We start from the raw sequence: 16,565 nt of genomic DNA, 5'->3' as shown, positions 1-16,565 counted from the left end.
TTGTTCCATGGCTCAGGTACCCAATAAAGGTCCCAAATCGGACTCAATCCAGCGGCAGTGTCACCCGGACACTGGTGCCCCGCCCAACCGCGGAGTCGATGTCGACTGTCCCGCCGGCGTCGTGAACGGCGATAGACATCAACAGCAATCCAAAACCATGCCTGCGGCCGCTGGGCGCAGCGTGGATCTCGAAGCCGTCGCCGTCGTCCGTGATGGTGAGCTGGATGCCATGGTAGACAGCGTTGAGGCGGATGGTGAGTTCACTGGCGTTGGCGTAGTTCAACGTGTTGCTGAACGCTTCCTGCGCCACATGGTACAGGAGCCCTGCGGCGGAGGACGAGATCTCGATGCCGTGGTGGGGAGTATGCCAGTGGACCGTGACACCGGCGCGGCGAAGCGGCGCGGCAAGGCGGTCGATGCACCCTGCGACACCCAACGCATAGAAATCCACGGGGTTCTGGTCCTGGATGATGCCCTTCACGGCCACCACCTCGTCGACGGCTGCTGACTGTTCCACTGGTTCCCCCACATCGTTGTGCTTCATACCGGAAATTCGTTGTCGGAATGCCTTTGTATTGGTATTCCGGCTGATTCCAGCGTGGCGCCGCTACATCAAGGAACCTTTTCGATTGGCTCAAGTTCGCATCAAGTTTGCGGGTGAGGCTTGCGGCAGGGACGCGCCTCGTGCAGTGACGCCCGACGGCGGCCCTTGCGGACCGCCGTCGGGTTGCGACTGGCGTGTGGTCAGCTGTCCTTCGCCAGCAAGGTGAGCAACAGCCGGCAGGCGCTGGGCACCGGTTGGATGATGGCGACGGAGGTGGACTCGGCAAGTCGCCGGGCGGTGGCACTGAGCGGGCCACCGGCGATGATCACTGCGTCCGCACCATCCATTTCCGATGCCGCAGACACAGCATGGGCCAGTTCCCGGTACTGTCTTTCGGGGTCGGCCGCCAGGACCAGGGGCTCGGACTCCGTCAAGCGAACACCGGCAAAGGACTCTTGGAACCCGTGGGCTGCTACCAGTTTGCCCAGTGCCTCCACCAGCAACGGTGTGCTCGTTGCCATGGCGAAACGGCGAAGGTGCCCGTCGGGGTGGTGGGCGGCGGCATGGAGGGAACCCTGCCCGATCCCGACCACGGGAATCTCCAGCTCTCGGTCCAGTTGCTCACGCCCGGGATCGCCGATTGCCGCCACGATCACTGCGGCGACCCTGCCGCCGTCGGGTCCTGAAAGGTAGCCGTGGGCTGCTTCCCTGACGTGTTCCGCGGACTCGGCCAGACTCTCCGGGTCCACGATCATGGAGGGGCCGGCGGCTGCGGTGATTCCGGTGACCCGGAGGCCGTGTGACGCGAGAGTCTCCGCGGCGAGGTTCACCATCATGGCGGTGGTGTTGCTGTTGGTGTTCGGATTGATCAGCAGGACTGTTTTGTCTCTCGGTGCGTGACTGTCAGTGCCCATAGATGGCAGACTCCTCGTCCTCGTTCGGTTCGGCGTCTTCTTCCAAGGGCTTGCCGAAGGTTTCCGGTGGGAACTGGACCACGACGGCCAGGACAATGAACAACACTGCCAGTGTGGTGAACATCCCCGGCAGTCCGGCCGAATCGAAGACAGCCCCTGAAATGAGCGGGAACAAGCCGCCGGAAAGGGAACCCGCGGCCAGGATGATGGACGTTCCGAACCCGCGGGTGCGGGTGGGGTAGAGCTCCGGAGCGAACAGCCAAATAGTGGTGTTCAGGATGATCACGGAGAAGTTGAAGAGCACCCCGAAGATCACAATGAGCACGATGTCGCTGGCCAGGAAAGCCATGGACAGCCCGGACAGGCAGCCCAGGATCGCAGCCGATGTCAGGACCTTTTTTCGGGGCAGCCGGCTGGCGAGGTATGCGGCAGTGCAGGCGCCCAGCAAGGAACCTGATTGCATGATCAGCGTGAACCACAGGCTGGTGTTCACGGCGTAACCCCGGGACACCAGGATGGTTGGCATGAGCGTCAGCATGGAGATCTGGGCGGCGTAGGACATGCAGACGGCGACGCACAGCAGGACCGTACGCTTGAGGAGCTTGCCGCGGAGTGCGTCCTTCCAATGTCCGGACGTCTTCACCACCACGGGGTCGGGGACTGCGGTGATATAGGTTTCGGGATCGGTGACGGGGCCGGAGAGCTTGTTGTGTGCCAGCCGGGTGATGACCAGGTTCGCTTCGTCGATCTTTCCTTGCGAGGCCAGGAAGCGGGGCGTTTCCGGAACGTAGCGACGGAAGAACATCACCAGCAGTGCGGGGATGAACAGAAGGCCGAACACCCAGCGCCACTTGTCCGGGCCGTCGAAGAGGGTGAAGACGAGGATGCCGAAGGCCGGTGCCAGCATGTTGCCTAAGCCTGCAGCGGTGACGTTGATCAGGCCAACCGCCGTGCCACGGTGTTTGGCAGCGAAGAACTCCGCCATCATGATCACGGCTACCGCGATTTCGCCGCCCAATCCGAAGCCGACGATGAAGCGTCCGACCGCCAGGATGGGATAGTTGGGGGCCACAGCGCAGAGCAACGAGCCTCCGGCGAAGATGATGAGGTTGATAACCAGCATGTGGCGCCGGCCGTATTTGTCGACGATCAGGCCCGTCGCCAGCCGTCCGAGTGCGGTTGCCGTAAACGTCATTGTGTTCAGCAAGCCGATTTCGGTGGCGCCCAATCCCCAGGACTGGCGAAGGATGGGGCCGGTGATGCCTACGGCATTTTGTTCAAGGGCGTCGAAGAAGACACCCAGCAGGATCATGAAGACGATCTGGCGGTGCGCGCCGGTCACCCCGATCCGCTGATACGCGCCTTCGATTTGTTGTGCCAGGGATCCGGTCCGCGGTGTTGCAGTCTCCTGGGCAAGGTCTTTTTCCACAGTGCGCTCCTTACTGAGCTCTGAAGGGGTTCCGTCATACGGAATGCGAATTTCGCATGAGGGAATGTGATGGAGATTACACTTTGGGATACCAGAAGGCCATAGCTGCCGTGTAAACAGAATGTGACCGGATCCTCAGCGCGGGCTTTGATGTGGTGGACCATTGACCTCCGTTGAATGACCCGCACATCAAATTCATCCAAAAAGGGTTGATTTAGGGACCTTCAGCGGTCGAAAGAGAGCAGTAAGGCTCACTCCTGACGCTAGTCAGGCTCACCAAGGGGCTGTCCTGATCCGAGGACCGATCACAGCGTTGTATGCCATCGCGGACCAGCAGCCCGACTCAGTGCGTCCCGTTTTCTGCTGGATCATTCGCTTGTTCCCTCTGAAGATCCCCGGATTACCGGGGACAGCGTCGGGGCGATGACGAATGATCCAGCAGAATTGCACCTGCCACGAAGCTCAGCGGCGTACGCCACCACCGCCGCCGGGACCTTGCGCCTGGGTGTACTGGCCCGAGGTCACGGTGCCCTGTTGCTTGGCGCCGCCGATGGATCCCGTCGTGAGGCCGGCTGTGGCATCGGCGGTGCCGCCCGTGTACACCGTGTACGTGGCACCGTCGGCGATCGCGGAAGAGGAGAACACCAGGGATGCGATGGTCTTGGTGGTCACGAACGTCGCCACCACGGCTCCCGACGAGTCGACGATGTGAACCGGGGTGCCCGCAGGTACGGAGGAGCTGAACGTGATCTGCACGCCGGACTGTGTGGAGGAGGTCCCGGGGGTTACGGCCATCCCGGCGCTTCCCGCAGCAGCCACGGTGCCTCCGGAAACGGCCAGCTCGCCGTTGACATCAAGTGCTCCGTTGCCGTCGTTGGTGGGCCCGTTGACCACGACGGTCCCGCCGGAAATGCTGGCGTTTCCGTTCGAGTCCAAACCGTCACCCTGCGCATTGATGGTCAGTGTCCCGCCGGAGACGTCAACGCTGTAATCGCCGACGGTCTCGCCGCCACCCATGCCGCCACCCATCCCGCCACCCATGCCGCCGCCGTCGGCAGTGCTGGAGGAGGCTCCGCCCGAGGCGTTCACGCCGTCATCATTGGAAGTGACTGTCACGTCCCCGCCGGAGATGGCGATGTGCTGCGCCTCCAGCCCTTCTTCGGACTTGGTTACGTTCACTGTGCCGCCGGAAACAGTCAGGGTGTTGAAAGCCTTCACGCCGTCGTCTCCTGCGGTCACGGAGAGGGAACCACCGCTGACCAGCAGCCAGCCCCGCCCCTCGTCCGTCTCGTTGTCGGCCTTCACCCCGTCGCCGCCCGCGGTCACCTGGTAGGCGCCGTCCAGGAGCACGGTGTAATCCTTCCCCCGGATGCCGTCGTCTGCTGCCTCGACGGTGACTTTGCCCGATGCCAGGACCAGGCCGTCCTTGGAGACGATGCCGTCGTTGTACTTTCCGGTGACCTTCAGCGAACCGGGCCCGGCAATGGTCAGGTCCGCCATGGAGAAGAGGGCCGCGTTGGGTGCGTCGTCGCCTTGGTCCGCGTAGCTTGCGGCATCCGTTACGGTGTTGGTGCTGCCGTCCTCCAGGTACAGGATCGCTTCATCGGCGCTTTGCACCACGAACGGGGAACCGCTGGAGTTACCAAGCTGCACCCCGTCCAGGATGATCCTCACTGTGTCTGAATCGCCCGCGGCCACCATGATCTTTCCGTCAGTCAGCGAGCCGCTGAGGCGGTAGGTTCCGGCGGCACTGATGGTGACGGTATTGCCGTCCACCGCCACGCCGGTGGAGGACGACGACGTCACTTTGCTGCCGCCGTCGGCCAGGCTGATGACCACTTCCGTTGAGGCGTCCCAGCTGAGGTCGTCGCCGTCGTAGTGGGTGTCTTCTTCGATGGTGGCGGCGGTGACTGCCTGCTGGGTGGTGGTTGTTGTGGCCGTGCCGGAGGTGCCTGAGGAGGTGGAACCGGTGGTTGGGGCGGAGCAGCCGGCCAGGGAGATCGCCAGCGCGACGGCGGCAATGGACAGGGAGGTGCGGAAGGAGCGCATGGTTGATTCCTTAGCTTTGGGGGAGTTGGTTGAGGGGGCGCAGGGGCATCCTGCGCCGAAGGGTTTGATTCCACCGGTTTGCGGGCAGTTCCGGGTGGAGTGCGGCCATGCCGGTGGCGAACTTGGAGATGCGGCACGGCCGGACGCCGTTGGCCCAGAGGTGCCGGTCCAAGGGGCCCGGGGCGGAGCCGGACTTGGTCTCCACCACCACCGCGTCGTCCAGGACCCAGGGCTGCCCGTCCGGCCGCTGCCAGGTGACGTCGGAATCGATGGTGGCGCGGCTTCCCGACTCAGGCAGGAACAGCGTGGTGCGGTTGTACTGCGTGGACAGGACAGGGGACAAGGGGCCGAACGTGACGTCCCCGATGGCCGCGGAAAGGGTCTCGTTGACATAGAGAAGGCCTTCGTCAGTCAACCGGTCGCGGTCGCACAGTTCGTACGGGATGCGTTCCTTGACGGTGGCTTCACGTGCTCCTTCGGTCTTGACTTCAAGGAAGCTGACGGCGCTGTCCACGTAGGTCCGGGTGCGGATCTTGAAGCGCCGGCGCCGTCCGTGGGCTGCCAGCATGTAGCTGTCCAGTGCCTGGGTGTCGAAGTACACGGAGTCGTAGGCGAAGGTCCGGGCCCCGTCCATTTCCAGGACACGGGCGTGGGTGGTGAAAGTGGAGAGGACGCGTCGGGCTGCTGCCGAGGGAACCAGGTACTTGCGGTCAACACGGGTCAGCAGCGCGGCTTCAGCAGTGAGTTCTTCAAGCCCGACGGCGGGAAGCCGGCCCAGGTGGGGCATGACCCCTGGGGCTTCGGGCCGGCTCATGCGACACCCGCAGAGGTGGGCATGGACGGCTGGGGCGACGGCTGGGCAGGCAGTTCCTGCGGCGCCTCTGTCAGCGCGCCCGCTGGATGGTTGACGGTGAGCCGGGCGGGGCGGACCGCGTAGCGGACATCCACGATCGTCTTGTCATTCACCAGGTCCAGCTCCTGGATGGTGGCCGAGTGGACGGTACCGTTGAGGACTTCTTCCAGCCGGACGTAGAGTTCGGCTTCGTCGTTGAGGGCCCGGTCCAGCACCACCGTCTGGTGGCGGTAGGAGGGCAGGACCTTCGGGTTGTCACCAATGAACATCACCAGCAGGACCAACGACATGAGGGACAACGTCAACCACAGAGGCTCGACGCCGATGCCCGAGATCAGGCCCAGCGCCAGTGCCGAGAAGTAGTAGGCAACCTCGTGCTGGGCAAGTTCGGTGGAGCGGAGCCGGATGATCGAGAGCACACCGAACAGCCCCAGGCCCAAACCGACGCCGGCAGCAGAACCGGACAGTGCGGTGGCGACTGCGAGGACTCCCACGTTCATGCCGAGGTAGGACACCACCAGGTCACGGCGCCTGTGGCGGCGGAGGTACAGGGCCAACGTGAGGATGGAAATGGCAGCGAGGTCTGCCGCTATGAGGATGAGGGTGTTCATCGGTTACTCCGGAATCTCTGGGGGAATTGATGTCCACTTTTCAGGGCCACGCTGTGCTGGAACTGTGCCGGGACCAAGGGTGGGGTATGCGTTTCCTTCTGCGCGGCACGGCCTTTGCGGGAGAACAGGAAACGGTGCTGCACTACGAAACTGATGCCCAGTAGCGCGGCCTCCGTGAGGATCTTTGCGGGCAGGTCCGGGACGGAAACGGACGTCAGCGCCAGGATCGAGGCGTAGTTGGCCGCCAGCAACACCAGCACCAGGGCCACATAGCCGGCCGCGGCCACCCGCAGTGGCCGGTCTTTGCCGTGCTCGAACACCAGGCGCCGGTTGACCAGGAAGTTCACTGTGGCGCTGACCAGCCGGGCACCCAGCACGGCAATGAGCAGGGAGTCCGTGACACCGATGAGCACCAGGAACATCACCATGTCCACCACGAAAGCGGACAGGGACGAGCCCAGGAACTTCAGCAGGGGGGCATAGATCCTGATCGAGTCCGCGACAGGCCGGAAGTGCGAGCCTGCGTTGTCGTTCAGATACACGGTGGCGATCCCGACGCTGCTGATGCCGTAGCCCGCATGCTTCGCTTCGAGCAGCAGGTTCAGTTCGTACTCGTACCGGTGTCCGCGGACCGTCAGCAACCAAGGGAGCATGTCCGCTTTGTAGCCCCGCAGGCCCGTCTGGGTGTCCGTGATCCGCTGGCCCGTCGCTAGCCTGAACAGGCCGCGGGTCACGGTGTTGCCGAACCGGCTCCGGGCCGGGACATTCCCGGTGAAGTTCCGGGAGCCCAGGACCATGGCCGCGGTGACGTGCCGGACCCGGTCGGCGACGGCCAGGATATCCGCCACGCCATGCTGCCCATCGCTGTCGGCGCACACCACGTCATGTCCCGGAAAACGCTCAGCGATGAAGGCGAAGCCGCTCTTGAGGGCGTGACCTTTCCCGCCGTTCACGGCGTAGCCAAGCACATGGCACCCAAGCTGGGCGGCGGCGTCGAACGTGTCCTTGTACTCGGGGCCGGAACCGTCGTCCACCACCACGATGCTGATCCACGGTTCGGCTTCCTGGAGGTTTCGGACAAGGGTGATGAGCTGGTGGTCCGGCTCGTAGGCTGGTATCAGGATGATCATGACCGGGCGATGTAGAGGATGTCCGAGGTGCCGCGCTCTTTGTTCTCGCCGAGCGGGTTGTTCACCAGGGATCCGTTGAAGTACATGGTGGAGGAGCCGCCGCCGTCGATGTTGTACGCGGTGGTGGAGCCGAGGTCCTTCATGATCTGCGCCAGGCCCGTCATGGTGACGCCGGCGGAGTAGCCGGGGCTGCGCCCATCCACCACCACGAACACCAGATGGTTCTGGTCGATGACGCCCACCGCCGTGCGCGGCTGTTCGCCCTGGATGGAGTGGTTGCCGAAATTGGTATCAACTTCCACGTCCTCGATGCCCGAGGCAATCTCGCCGTTGTCCAGCAGCGACGGGCCAAACGAGAGGGTGTTCCAAACGCCATCCGCGATGAGTTGGTCAGCGGTGGTGGTGGTCTCGTCGTACACCTTGACGGTGCCGTCCTTGTAGAAGGCCAGGCCCTGCCGTGCGCCCTCATCCCGATACACCACACCGTTGCGGATCACGGTGCCGGTGTCCCGGAAACCGTAGTAGTCGCCGTTGATGGCGAAGATCGCGTTGTGGTCCTGGGCGATCGCGGAGGTGTTTTCAGTGATGTTGCCGCCGTACGTGTCCTCCGCGAATGCCGACTTCAGCGTGGTGGCCGCATCAAGATCGACGTCGGCAACGTAGTACGTGACGGTGCTGTCGCCGCTGCCGGTAGTTACCTTGCTGATGCTGATACCGGTGTCACCCGAGGTGTAGCCAGTATCAGTGACCACGGCGCTCGCGGAGGAATCAGCGGCGCTGCTGTCCGTCGTCGTGGTTTCGGTGGTGCCGGCCTGGCTGGCTTCGTATTCCGAGACGTTGGTGATTTCGGCGTGCGGAATGACGAAGCGGTCCAGGGCCCAGGCTGTTGCACCCCCGGCAGAGAGAGTGACCGCCAGGACGGCGGAGACGATCGCTCGCCGTGTCCGGCGGCCTTTGCGGTTTTCGGTCTGTGGAGGAGTCATGCCTCATTTCTACGGAGGCAGGCTACGCCTGAGGTTTGCCTCGCATATGCGGCGGCTGTGAAGGTCTCCCCGTGCCTGTGAAAGTCAGCGCCCGTCGGCTTCCAACGCTGCCTGTTCTATGCGCCGGCGGTGTGCGGCCAGTTCTTCTGCGGTCCGTTGAGGGATGTTGGGATCATTCGCGCGCTGGCCGGCTTGGCCGTCGATAAGTTCCCGGATGATGTCCGCATGGCCTGCGTGGCGGGCCGTTTCGACGCACATGTGGACCAGGATCTGGTGCAGGGTGACGTTCTTTTTCTCTTCGGACCACCACGGCACTACGCCCGGCGCGTCCAAGGGGAGGGACTCGATGGTTTCGTCGCTGTGCTTGGCGGAGAAGTGGTGCAACTCGATGATCTCTTCGCGGCTCTGGGTGGCAGGCACCCACATGTCGGCGTCGGGTTCGGCGGTGGCCTCGTACCAGGGGAGTTCCCGTCCGTTCGGTCGCCCGAACGTTTCGCCGAAGTATCCCAGCTCCACACCGGCAACGTGTTTCACAAGGCCCAGCAGGTTGGTTCCGGTGGGGGTCATGGGCCTGCGGACATCGTATTCGCCGAGGCCGTCCAGTTTGTCCAGCAGGTCCTGCCGGCGGGTACGGAGATAGTTGAGCAACGTTGCTTTGTCATCCATGGTGAGCACTCTACCGAAGGGGTGCTGCAGCGAGATCGCCGCGAACCCGGGGCAGTCCGCGACAGTCGGGACGAAGCTCTCTTCATCAGTACCATTCTGGTACCATTGATGCATGGCCATGAACCTGCGCGTACCTGAAGACCTGGATCGACGGCTGGAGAAGTTGGCCGCCGAGGAACACACATCCAAGTCCGCGCTCCTGCTACAGGGGGCAGAGCTGGTTCTGCAGCGCCATGCGCGCCGACGCGAAATCAGCGAGGGCCTTGATTTCGTCATGAGTCATGATGCTGAGCTCCTGACGCGCCTTGAAGACGCGTGACAGCATACCTGGACATCGAGGATGCCCTTCAAGTCGTTGATCGGTACGGCTTCCATATCCGCGATGTCGGCCTGCTCGCCTCGGCTTTGGCCAGGCCGGCTACAACCGTCTTGGGCACAGATGCCTATCCCGACCTTGCACTGAAGGCGGCTGCGCTGTTGGAGTCCGTCGCCCGGTTCCACCCACTCATTGATGGCAACAAGCGAACCGCATGGACACTCATGGTGCTGCTGCTTTGGGTCAACGGATATCAGCATGACTTCACCACAGATAAGGGCTTCAAGCTTGTCGTCGGTGTCGCCAGCGGCACCATCGAACTGCGGGATTCTGCCGCCGAAATCTCCCAACACCTGGTGCCACGTTAGTCGTACCGGGAATCAGCCGCCCGTACAGTCTCCCAAGCGACGCTCCCTAGGCAAAGCAGTGCAGAAAGCCCAACTGTTCGCCGCAGCCGGGGCCCGGGAGGTCGCGACGGCGGTCCCGCACGTTTCCGGCGACGTGGACGTGACCAGGTACTGCTTTATTCCTCTCTTCGGCATCGCGTTGACTTCAACCCAAGCCAGTGGCGGACCCGGCGAAGGACGTCGGACCCCGTCCCGCCACGAGTGTTAGGAGCAACTCCTTGTCACTTCAATTCCCCCGCAGGACCCTGCTCCAGGGTGCCGGCGCACTATCCCTGGCGGCAGTGGTCAGTTCGATGTTCGCCCAGAACGCCTGGGCCGAGGCAGAACCGGGCGTCGCGGAGTTCGCAGCGCTGCGAAACCGTTGGGTGGACCAAATCACGGGCCGCAACGTCATCCAGGCCGGCGACCCCGATTTCGCCAAAGCCATCACCGCACTGAACAACAAAGCCGCAGACTCTCTGGCCAAGCTCAACACGTCGTCGGGCCGAACCTCGGTGTTCACGGACCTGTCCTTGGCCAAGGACGCAGAAATGGTCACCACCTACACCCGCCTGTCCCAACTGGCCACGGCCTGGGCCACCCCCACAGCGGCCGTGTTCGGGGACGCCGCGGTCCTTGCCGCCATCAAGGCCGGCCTGGCTGATGCCAACACCCTTTGCTACAACGACAGAAAGGAAGAGGTAGGAAACTGGTGGTCCTGGGAGATCGGCGTGCCCCGGGCACTCGCCGACGCCATGGTGCTCCTGCATGCCGAATTGTCGGCCGCGGAACGCACTGCCTACTGCGCGGCCATCGACCATTTTGTGCCCGACCCGTGGCTGCAGTTCCCGCCCAAGCGCGGCAAGATCACCTCCGTTGGCGCCAACCGCGTGGACCTGTGCCAGGGCATCATCATCCGTTCCCTGGCAGGAGAGGACCCGGCCAAACTCAACCATGCTGTGGCCGGACTCAGCCAGGTGTGGCAGTACGTCACCAGCGGAGACGGCATTTTCCGCGACGGCTCGTTCATCCAACACAGCACTACTCCGTACACCGGTTCCTACGGGGTTGTCCTGCTCACCGGGCTGTCCAAATTGTTCTCCTTGCTTGGAGGTACGGCGTTCGAGGTTTCCGACCCAACGCGCAGCATCTTCTTCGACGCCGTGGAGGGCTCGTTTGCGCCCGTCATGATCAACGGGGCCATGGCCGATGCCGTCCGCGGCAGGAGCATCAGCCGTGAGGCCAACACCGGCTATGACCTGGGGGCGTCGGCGATCGAGGCCATCCTGCTCCTGGCACGGGCCATGGATCCAGCGACGGCGGCCCGATGGCGGGGTTTGTGCGCTGGCTGGATTTCGCGCAATACCTATCGACCGATCCTCAACAGTGCGAGCGTGCCCAGGACGGCACTGGTCAAGGAGCTCCAAGCTACTGGTGTTGCCCCCGTGGCAGAAGCGACCGGCCACAAGCTTTTCCCTGCGATGGACCGCACCATGCACCGCGGACCGGGCTGGGCATTGTCGCTCTCCATGTCCAGCAACCGCATTGCCTGGTACGAATGCGGCAACGGCGAGAACAACCGCGGATATCACACCGGCTCCGGCATGACCTACTTCTACACGTCCGACCTCGGCCAGTACGACGACGCGTTCTGGGCCACGGCCAACTACAACCGCCTCCCCGGCACCACAGTGGACACAACCCCCTTGCCGGACAAGGTGGAGGGGGAGTGGGGCGCTGCCGTTCCCGCGAATGAGTGGAGCGGGGCCACAGCGCTGGGTGAGGTTGCCGCCGTCGGACAGCATCTGGTGGGACCGGGCCGCACGGGCCTGACCGCGCGGAAGTCCTGGTTTGTCAGCGGCGACGTCACCGTTTGCCTCGGCGCGGACATCAGCACTGCTTCGGGCGCCAGGGTGGAAACCATCGTCGACCACCGAAACCTCCACCAAGGCAGCAATACACTCACGACGGCGGCGGGCACCATCGCTGGAACGGCAGGCACCGTTGAGGTGCTGGGCGATGGGCGCTGGGTGCACCTGGAGGGATTCGGCGGGTACGCGATGCTCGATGATTCCCCGCTCCACGTGCTGCGGGAAACCCGGTCCGGCAGCTGGTCCGGGGTCAACATCAATGGCAGCCCCACAGTGCAGCAGCGCAATTTCGCCACCCTCTTCGTGGACCACGGGGTCGGGCCTGTCGCCGGCAGTTATGCGTACATGGTGGCGCCGGGAGCATCGGTGGACCTGACCCGGAAGCTGTTGCAGGGAAACAAGTACAGCGTGATCCGCAACGATGCTACGGCCCAGTCCGTGGAGTTCAAGACCGCGAAGACCACGGCCGCAACGTTCTGGAAGCCCGGAATGGCGGGGGATCTTGGCGCATCGGGTCCTGCGTGCGTGGTGTTCTCCAGGCATGGGAATGAGCTGAGCCTGGCCGTCAGCGAGCCGACGCAGAAGGCCGCCGGCCTCACGCTGACCTTGCCGGAGGGTACGTGGTCCAGCGTCCTGGAGGGCGCGGGCACCCTGGGGACGGACGCCGACGGGCGGAGCACCCTGACGCTTGACACCACTGGGCTCAGCGGCCAGACAAAGCTCATCAAGCTCCGCCGCTAGAGCCTCGTTGTGGGGCCCGCTCTGCGCGCCATTTAGCCCCCGGAGACCGCAGAGCGGGCCTCACAACGCTTCGCCCCGCAGGAGTCACGGACCACAATGCGTGGCCGCAACCGGATCTGGTAGAGCGGACACGCGTCGCCTTCGGTGAGCCGACGCAGCAGGACATCGGCGGCCATGACGCCCAGCCTGTGCTTGGCGGGCGAAACCGCCGTGAGCGGTATCCGGGCGAGGTCAGCCATTTCGTCGTCATAGGAGACGAGGGCGAGGTCCTCGGGAACCCGAACCCCGTGCCTGGACGCGGCGCCTTCCAGCAGAGCGGCTTCCCGGTCTCCGAAGACCAACGCCGCCGTGGCACCACTGCCAGCCAGCAGCCCGAACATGTGCTCGGCCTGGTCGGCTTCCCACTCCGGCTTGGTTGCGCTGAACGCCATGTGCCCGTCGGTCTCCAACCCCAACGCCGTGATGGCAGCCGTATACCCTGCGATGACCGCAGCCTGCGTGGGATTGCTGCTGCGAGCGGCCTCGTTTGCCCGGGTGAGCAGCCCGATCTTTCGGTGACCCAAGCGGTGGAGGTGCATGACGGCGTCGTACGCTCCGCCTTGGTGATCCGAGCAGACGTGTTCCGTGCGGTCGCCGGGCCCCAGATCGTCCAGGCTCCGCTCCAGGAGGACAACCGGCACGGGAAGGGCCATGAGCTCGGCGACGCGCTGCTGGGGATCGGCCAAACCGGTCAGCGTCGGCACCAAGATGAGGCCGTCCACGCCGGCATCCAGAAGGAACTGGATGCCGGCGTTCTCGCGCGTGAAGTCGTAGTGGTACGTGGACAGTTGCAGGCTCGCGCCCCGGGCCGAGAGGTGTTCCTCGATCCCCTGGAGGACGCGCGGGTAGTACAGCTGCGTGTCCGGGAGCAGGACGCCGATGACGAACCTCGAGCGTTTCTGCGTGCGCTGGGGTGCAGCGACGAAGCTGCCGGCGCCCTGCCGCCTGACCACCAGCCCTTTGCCTACAAGGTCCTCGAAGGCCCTCCGCACCGTGGTCAGGGAAAGGCCGGTCTCTGCCGCGAGTTGCTGCTCGGTGGGGAGCTTGGTCCCCACGGCCCACGTCCCGGCGAGGATGTCCCTGCGGAGGTCGTCGCTCAAGTCCTGGAACTTCAAGTTGGCCTTTGCAGTGTCGCGAAGGGGTGCGCCACCGGAGTCCGGTTCCTGTTTCCTCTTTGGCATGATCCATCTCCAGCTGTGGACAGACGATTTCTCTCATCATGCACCACAATTTAGAGAGTATTTGAGGAGTAATTGTCAGATCCCGGGAGTATTTTCACGCCAACCGGGAATGCTCATTGATTCCTTGCCTAGAGGCTCAGTAGCAATGGGAGGGTGTCCAGCAAGAAGCCAAACATCCTTTTCATCCTCAGCGACGACCAAGGCGCCTGGGCGCTGGGTTGCGCCGGAAACCCCGAAATCCACACGCCCACGCTGGATGACCTCGCCGCCCGCGGCACGCGGTTGGAGAACTTCTTCTGCGCCTCACCGGTCTGCTCCCCGGCGCGCGCCAGCCTGATGACCGGGAACATCCCGTCGCGCCACGGCGTCCACGATTACCTGGCGGGCGTCGAAACCGGACCCCAGGCCATCGACTACCTGCAGGGGCAGCGGTTGTTCACGGATGACCTCGCCGATGCCGGCTACCGCCTGGGCCTGTCCGGCAAATGGCACCTTGGCGCCAACGATGCTCCACGGAAGGGCTTCAGCCACTGGTTCGCCCTGGAAGGCGGCGGCAGCCCGTATGACCGCTCGGTCATGTACAGGTTCGACGGCGGCACCAGCCACCGGGAAACGGTCACCGAGTACTTGACGGACGCGATCACCGGGGATGCCCTGGACTTCATCAACGGTGCCTCGCAAGAGCCCGAACCCTTCTTCCTGGCCCTCAACTACACAGCTCCCCACAAGCCCTGGAAGGGGCAACATCCGCCGGAATTTGAGGATCTCTACAGCGACTGCGGATTTTCCAGCTGCCCGCAGGAAGCCATGCACCCATGGACTCCCACCGTGAACGGGGTGCCGATCGGCGGCGAAGCAGACACCCGTGCAGCCCTTGTGGGGTACTTTGCCGCCGTCAGTGCCATGGACGCCGGGATCGGGACGGTCCTCAGCCGGTTGGAGGAACTCGGTATCCAAGACAACACCTTGGTGGTCTTCAGCAGCGACAACGGTTTCAATTGCGGCCACCACGGCATTTGGGGGAAGGGCAACGGGACGTTTCCGCAGAACGTCTACGATTCCTCCGTCAAAGTGCCGGCGATCTTCGCGCTCCCGGGCAGGATCCGGCATGGCGCGGTAGTGACGGAACTGTTGTCCGCCTACGACGTGGCGGCCACCATCCTGGAGCTGGCGGGGGTAAACCACTGCCCCTTCGAAGACGGGCCGGGACAGTCTTTCGCGGAGCTTTTAGGCGGGCTGCCACCGGCGGCCGGGGATCGCGCCGTCGTGGTCTTTGACGAATACGGTCCCGTCCGGATGATCCGCAGCACCGACTGGAAGTACGTGCACAGGTATCCGCACGGTCCGCATGAACTCTACGATCTCCTGGCCGACCCGGACGAGCGAGTCAACCTTGTGAACGAGCCGGCGCACGCTGCACGGGTGTCCGCCATGCGTTCCCGGCTTCAGGAATGGTTCCAGTTGCACGCCGTCCCTGGCCTCGACGGGAGTTGGCTTCCCGTGGCGGGGGCAGGCCAGACTGCGTCCGTGCTGGATGATCCCCTGGGGGCTTTCACCCCACCCAACTGGGATGGCACGGACGCAGCCGGAGGGTCGTCCTAACCGGCGTCCGTGAGGGCGAGTCCGGCACTGAGTTCCTGGGCACTGAGCTCCTGGGTACTGTCCAGGAGAACCACGGCCTGGCCGCTACCGGCAGCCTCGTAGGACGCCAGGACTACCTCCACGATGTGGCGGGCGTGCTCAACACTGACTTTGGGGACACCGCCGTCGAGCACTGTGATGAAATCCTGCAGCTGCAGGAAGAAGCCCTCCTGGATGTCCTCGGGCCGCGGTTCCCATACCGTGCGTGTCACGCCGTCGCGCCGGATCAAGGTTCCATGGTGGGGGCTGCAGGACAGGGTGCCGTACTCACACACGATCAGGACCTCGTCCAAGCGCTGCACGGCGTCGGACACCACGGAGATGCTGACATGCACCCCGTTCCTGAGGGTCAACGCAATGGCACCGTCGGTTTCCACGGGAACGCCGAAGCGTTTGAGGGTAGAGGCGCTCACGGACTCAACGGGTGCGCCACCGAACCAGATGGAGCGGTCAAGGCAATGGCCGCCGATGTTCATCAGTGCACCCCCGCCTGCCATGGCCTCGCTGAAGAACCAATCCGGCCGCGTTCCCGGACGGTAATCGGTGGTCCGGTAGTCGCGGACCATCAGGACCCGTCCGAGTTCGCCGCTTGCCAGTACGTCCTCGGCGGCCAGTTTCTCCGGAAGGAAATGCTGGATCTGCCCGATCACCAAGGACACCCCGGCCTTCCGGCAGGCTTGAATCATGCGATCGCAGTCGGCCACGGTGGTGGCCATGGGCTTTTCGACCAGCACGTGCAATCCGTGGTCGGCTGCGGCCAGCACCATCTCCAGGTGCAGGGCGTGCGGGGTATTGATGATGACGGCGTTCAAGCCGGCCTCGCGGTACATGGCCAGGTAGTCCCCAAAGACGGAAGCCCCCCATGGCGATGCGACCCTCTCTGCGGCTTCAGGCCGCAGGTCGCAGACGGCGGCCAACTCCACGTTGCTGATCCGCGCCGCGGATGCTGCATGGAAGTGTGCCACGGCGCCCGCGCCAATGATTCCAAGTCGTATCAATTTCCCTCTTTAGCTCGGAGCCGGAGCGCGGGCTCGTTCGATCGGAACGCCGCGCAGGTCTCCTCGATTGTTGGGCAGCCGGAAAAGAGGAATAAATGCCTAATTGGGTCCCACCGCCCACGGGCTGCCAGGCAGGTGGAGAAACTTTCCAAAATACTCATTGAATCCTGCTTTCGGAGGCTGTGAGAGTCGTCTCACTGAACCGCATCCGGC

At 64.0% G+C, this 16,565-nt stretch carries 16 protein-coding genes; 5 read left to right on the top strand and 11 right to left on the bottom strand.

The genetic code is table 11. From position 1 onward, the window contains the following. Nucleotides 1-43 precede the first annotated feature (43 nt). The 9 genes from JMY29_RS16425 to JMY29_RS16385 all read right to left on the bottom strand — a co-directional run bounded on the left by JMY29_RS16425 (nt 44) and on the right by JMY29_RS16385 (nt 9,179). The gene (locus JMY29_RS16425; RefSeq protein WP_018778828.1) at nt 44-544 is read right to left on the bottom strand and encodes a sensor histidine kinase; all 501 of its coding nucleotides are present in this window, start codon (nt 542-544) and stop codon (nt 44-46) included. 200 nt (nt 545-744) lie between these two features. Continuing rightward, nucleotides 745-1,458 carry an aspartate/glutamate racemase family protein gene (locus tag JMY29_RS16420; RefSeq protein ID WP_189076640.1) on the bottom strand — a complete coding sequence of 238 codons (714 nt, stop codon included), beginning with the start codon at nt 1,456-1,458 and terminating at the stop codon, nt 745-747. Then, nucleotides 1,448-2,887: an MFS transporter gene (locus JMY29_RS16415; RefSeq protein WP_189076639.1), complete on the bottom strand. Its 1,440-nt coding sequence runs from the start codon at nt 2,885-2,887 to the stop codon at nt 1,448-1,450. Before JMY29_RS16415 ends, JMY29_RS16420 begins: the two co-directional genes overlap by 11 nt. Nucleotides 2,888-3,349: 462 nt before the next feature. Then, nucleotides 3,350-4,936 (bottom strand): carbohydrate-binding domain-containing protein, encoded by a 1,587-nt coding sequence (locus JMY29_RS16410; RefSeq protein ID WP_189076638.1) that lies wholly within the window; start codon nt 4,934-4,936, stop codon nt 3,350-3,352. Between the two features lie 10 nt (nt 4,937-4,946). Continuing rightward, nucleotides 4,947-5,750 (bottom strand): polyphosphate polymerase domain-containing protein, encoded by an 804-nt coding sequence (locus JMY29_RS16405; RefSeq protein WP_229778692.1) that lies wholly within the window; start codon nt 5,748-5,750, stop codon nt 4,947-4,949. Then, nucleotides 5,747-6,400: a DUF4956 domain-containing protein gene (locus JMY29_RS16400; protein ID WP_189076637.1), complete on the bottom strand. Its 654-nt coding sequence runs from the start codon at nt 6,398-6,400 to the stop codon at nt 5,747-5,749. The genes JMY29_RS16405 and JMY29_RS16400 overlap by 4 nt, the downstream gene beginning before the upstream one ends. Beyond that, nucleotides 6,397-7,530, bottom strand: a complete 1,134-nt coding sequence (locus tag JMY29_RS16395; RefSeq protein ID WP_189076636.1) for a bifunctional glycosyltransferase family 2/GtrA family protein — start codon at nt 7,528-7,530, stop codon at nt 6,397-6,399. The genes JMY29_RS16400 and JMY29_RS16395 overlap by 4 nt, the downstream gene beginning before the upstream one ends. Further along, nucleotides 7,527-8,513, bottom strand: coding sequence for a phosphodiester glycosidase family protein (locus JMY29_RS16390; protein WP_189076635.1), 987 nt, complete (start codon nt 8,511-8,513; stop codon nt 7,527-7,529). Before JMY29_RS16390 ends, JMY29_RS16395 begins: the two co-directional genes overlap by 4 nt. 84 nt (nt 8,514-8,597) lie before the next feature. Next, on the bottom strand, nt 8,598-9,179 hold the full coding sequence (locus tag JMY29_RS16385; RefSeq protein ID WP_039242981.1) for a DinB family protein: 582 nt from the start codon (nt 9,177-9,179) through the stop codon (nt 8,598-8,600). Between the two features lie 112 nt (nt 9,180-9,291). Here JMY29_RS16385 and JMY29_RS16380 point away from each other — a divergent pair, with 112 nt between their 5' ends. Genes JMY29_RS16380 through JMY29_RS16365 form a run of 4 tightly spaced genes read left to right on the top strand, consistent with a single transcriptional unit; the run spans nt 9,292 to nt 12,493 of the window. Then, a complete protein-coding gene (locus tag JMY29_RS16380) occupies nt 9,292-9,498 on the top strand; it encodes a ribbon-helix-helix protein, CopG family (protein WP_223941739.1) in 207 nt (68 codons plus the stop codon). After that, the gene (locus tag JMY29_RS16375) at nt 9,495-9,863 is read left to right on the top strand and encodes a type II toxin-antitoxin system death-on-curing family toxin (RefSeq protein ID WP_018778838.1); all 369 of its coding nucleotides are present in this window, start codon (nt 9,495-9,497) and stop codon (nt 9,861-9,863) included. Before JMY29_RS16380 ends, JMY29_RS16375 begins: the two co-directional genes overlap by 4 nt. A 58-nt stretch (nt 9,864-9,921) precedes the next feature. Further along, entirely contained in the window at nt 9,922-10,110 is a 189-nt protein-coding gene (locus tag JMY29_RS16370) for a hypothetical protein (protein ID WP_189076634.1), read from the top strand. 10 nt (nt 10,111-10,120) lie between these two features. Then, a complete protein-coding gene (locus tag JMY29_RS16365) occupies nt 10,121-12,493 on the top strand; it encodes a polysaccharide lyase 8 family protein (RefSeq protein WP_189076633.1) in 2,373 nt (790 codons plus the stop codon). A 32-nt stretch (nt 12,494-12,525) separates the two neighbouring features. Here JMY29_RS16365 and JMY29_RS16360 read toward each other — a convergent pair whose 3' ends face one another. After that, complete coding sequence (locus tag JMY29_RS16360; RefSeq protein ID WP_189076632.1) at nt 12,526-13,713, bottom strand: GntR family transcriptional regulator; 1,188 nt, start codon at nt 13,711-13,713, stop codon at nt 12,526-12,528. Between the two features lie 153 nt (nt 13,714-13,866). Between JMY29_RS16360 and JMY29_RS16355 the strand changes: the two genes are divergently transcribed. Next, nucleotides 13,867-15,315, top strand: coding sequence for a sulfatase-like hydrolase/transferase (locus tag JMY29_RS16355; protein WP_189076631.1), 1,449 nt, complete (start codon nt 13,867-13,869; stop codon nt 15,313-15,315). Here JMY29_RS16355 and JMY29_RS16350 read toward each other — a convergent pair. Continuing rightward, a complete protein-coding gene (locus JMY29_RS16350; protein WP_189076630.1) occupies nt 15,312-16,352 on the bottom strand; it encodes a Gfo/Idh/MocA family protein in 1,041 nt (346 codons plus the stop codon). The two genes, JMY29_RS16355 and JMY29_RS16350, sit on opposite strands and share 4 nt — an antisense overlap. Nucleotides 16,353-16,565: the final 213 nt, after the last annotated feature.

It is taken from the genome of Paenarthrobacter nicotinovorans (assembly GCF_021919345.1).
Taxonomy (GTDB): domain Bacteria; phylum Actinomycetota; class Actinomycetes; order Actinomycetales; family Micrococcaceae; genus Arthrobacter; species Arthrobacter nicotinovorans.
The sequence above is the reverse complement of the archived record's forward strand: the minus strand, read 5'-3'. Positions and strand labels throughout refer to the sequence as shown.

What these genes read in the sequence shown, in the direction of transcription:
- JMY29_RS16425 (WP_018778828.1), bottom strand. Translation starts at nt 544, where the DNA reads ATGAAGCACAACGATGTGGGGGAACCAGTGGAACAGTCAGCAGCCGTC.
- JMY29_RS16420 (WP_189076640.1), bottom strand. Translation starts at nt 1,458, where the DNA reads ATGGGCACTGACAGTCACGCACCGAGAGACAAAACAGTCCTGCTGATC.
- JMY29_RS16410 (WP_189076638.1), bottom strand. Translation starts at nt 4,936, where the DNA reads ATGCGCTCCTTCCGCACCTCCCTGTCCATTGCCGCCGTCGCGCTGGCG.
- JMY29_RS16405 (WP_229778692.1), bottom strand. Translation starts at nt 5,750, where the DNA reads ATGAGCCGGCCCGAAGCCCCAGGGGTCATGCCCCACCTGGGCCGGCTT.
- JMY29_RS16400 (WP_189076637.1), bottom strand. Translation starts at nt 6,400, where the DNA reads ATGAACACCCTCATCCTCATAGCGGCAGACCTCGCTGCCATTTCCATC.
- JMY29_RS16395 (WP_189076636.1), bottom strand. Translation starts at nt 7,530, where the DNA reads ATGATCATCCTGATACCAGCCTACGAGCCGGACCACCAGCTCATCACC.
- JMY29_RS16390 (WP_189076635.1), bottom strand. Translation starts at nt 8,513, where the DNA reads ATGACTCCTCCACAGACCGAAAACCGCAAAGGCCGCCGGACACGGCGA.
- JMY29_RS16385 (WP_039242981.1), bottom strand. Translation starts at nt 9,179, where the DNA reads ATGGATGACAAAGCAACGTTGCTCAACTATCTCCGTACCCGCCGGCAG.
- JMY29_RS16380 (WP_223941739.1), top strand. Translation starts at nt 9,292, where the DNA reads ATGGCCATGAACCTGCGCGTACCTGAAGACCTGGATCGACGGCTGGAG.
- JMY29_RS16360 (WP_189076632.1), bottom strand. Translation starts at nt 13,713, where the DNA reads ATGCCAAAGAGGAAACAGGAACCGGACTCCGGTGGCGCACCCCTTCGC.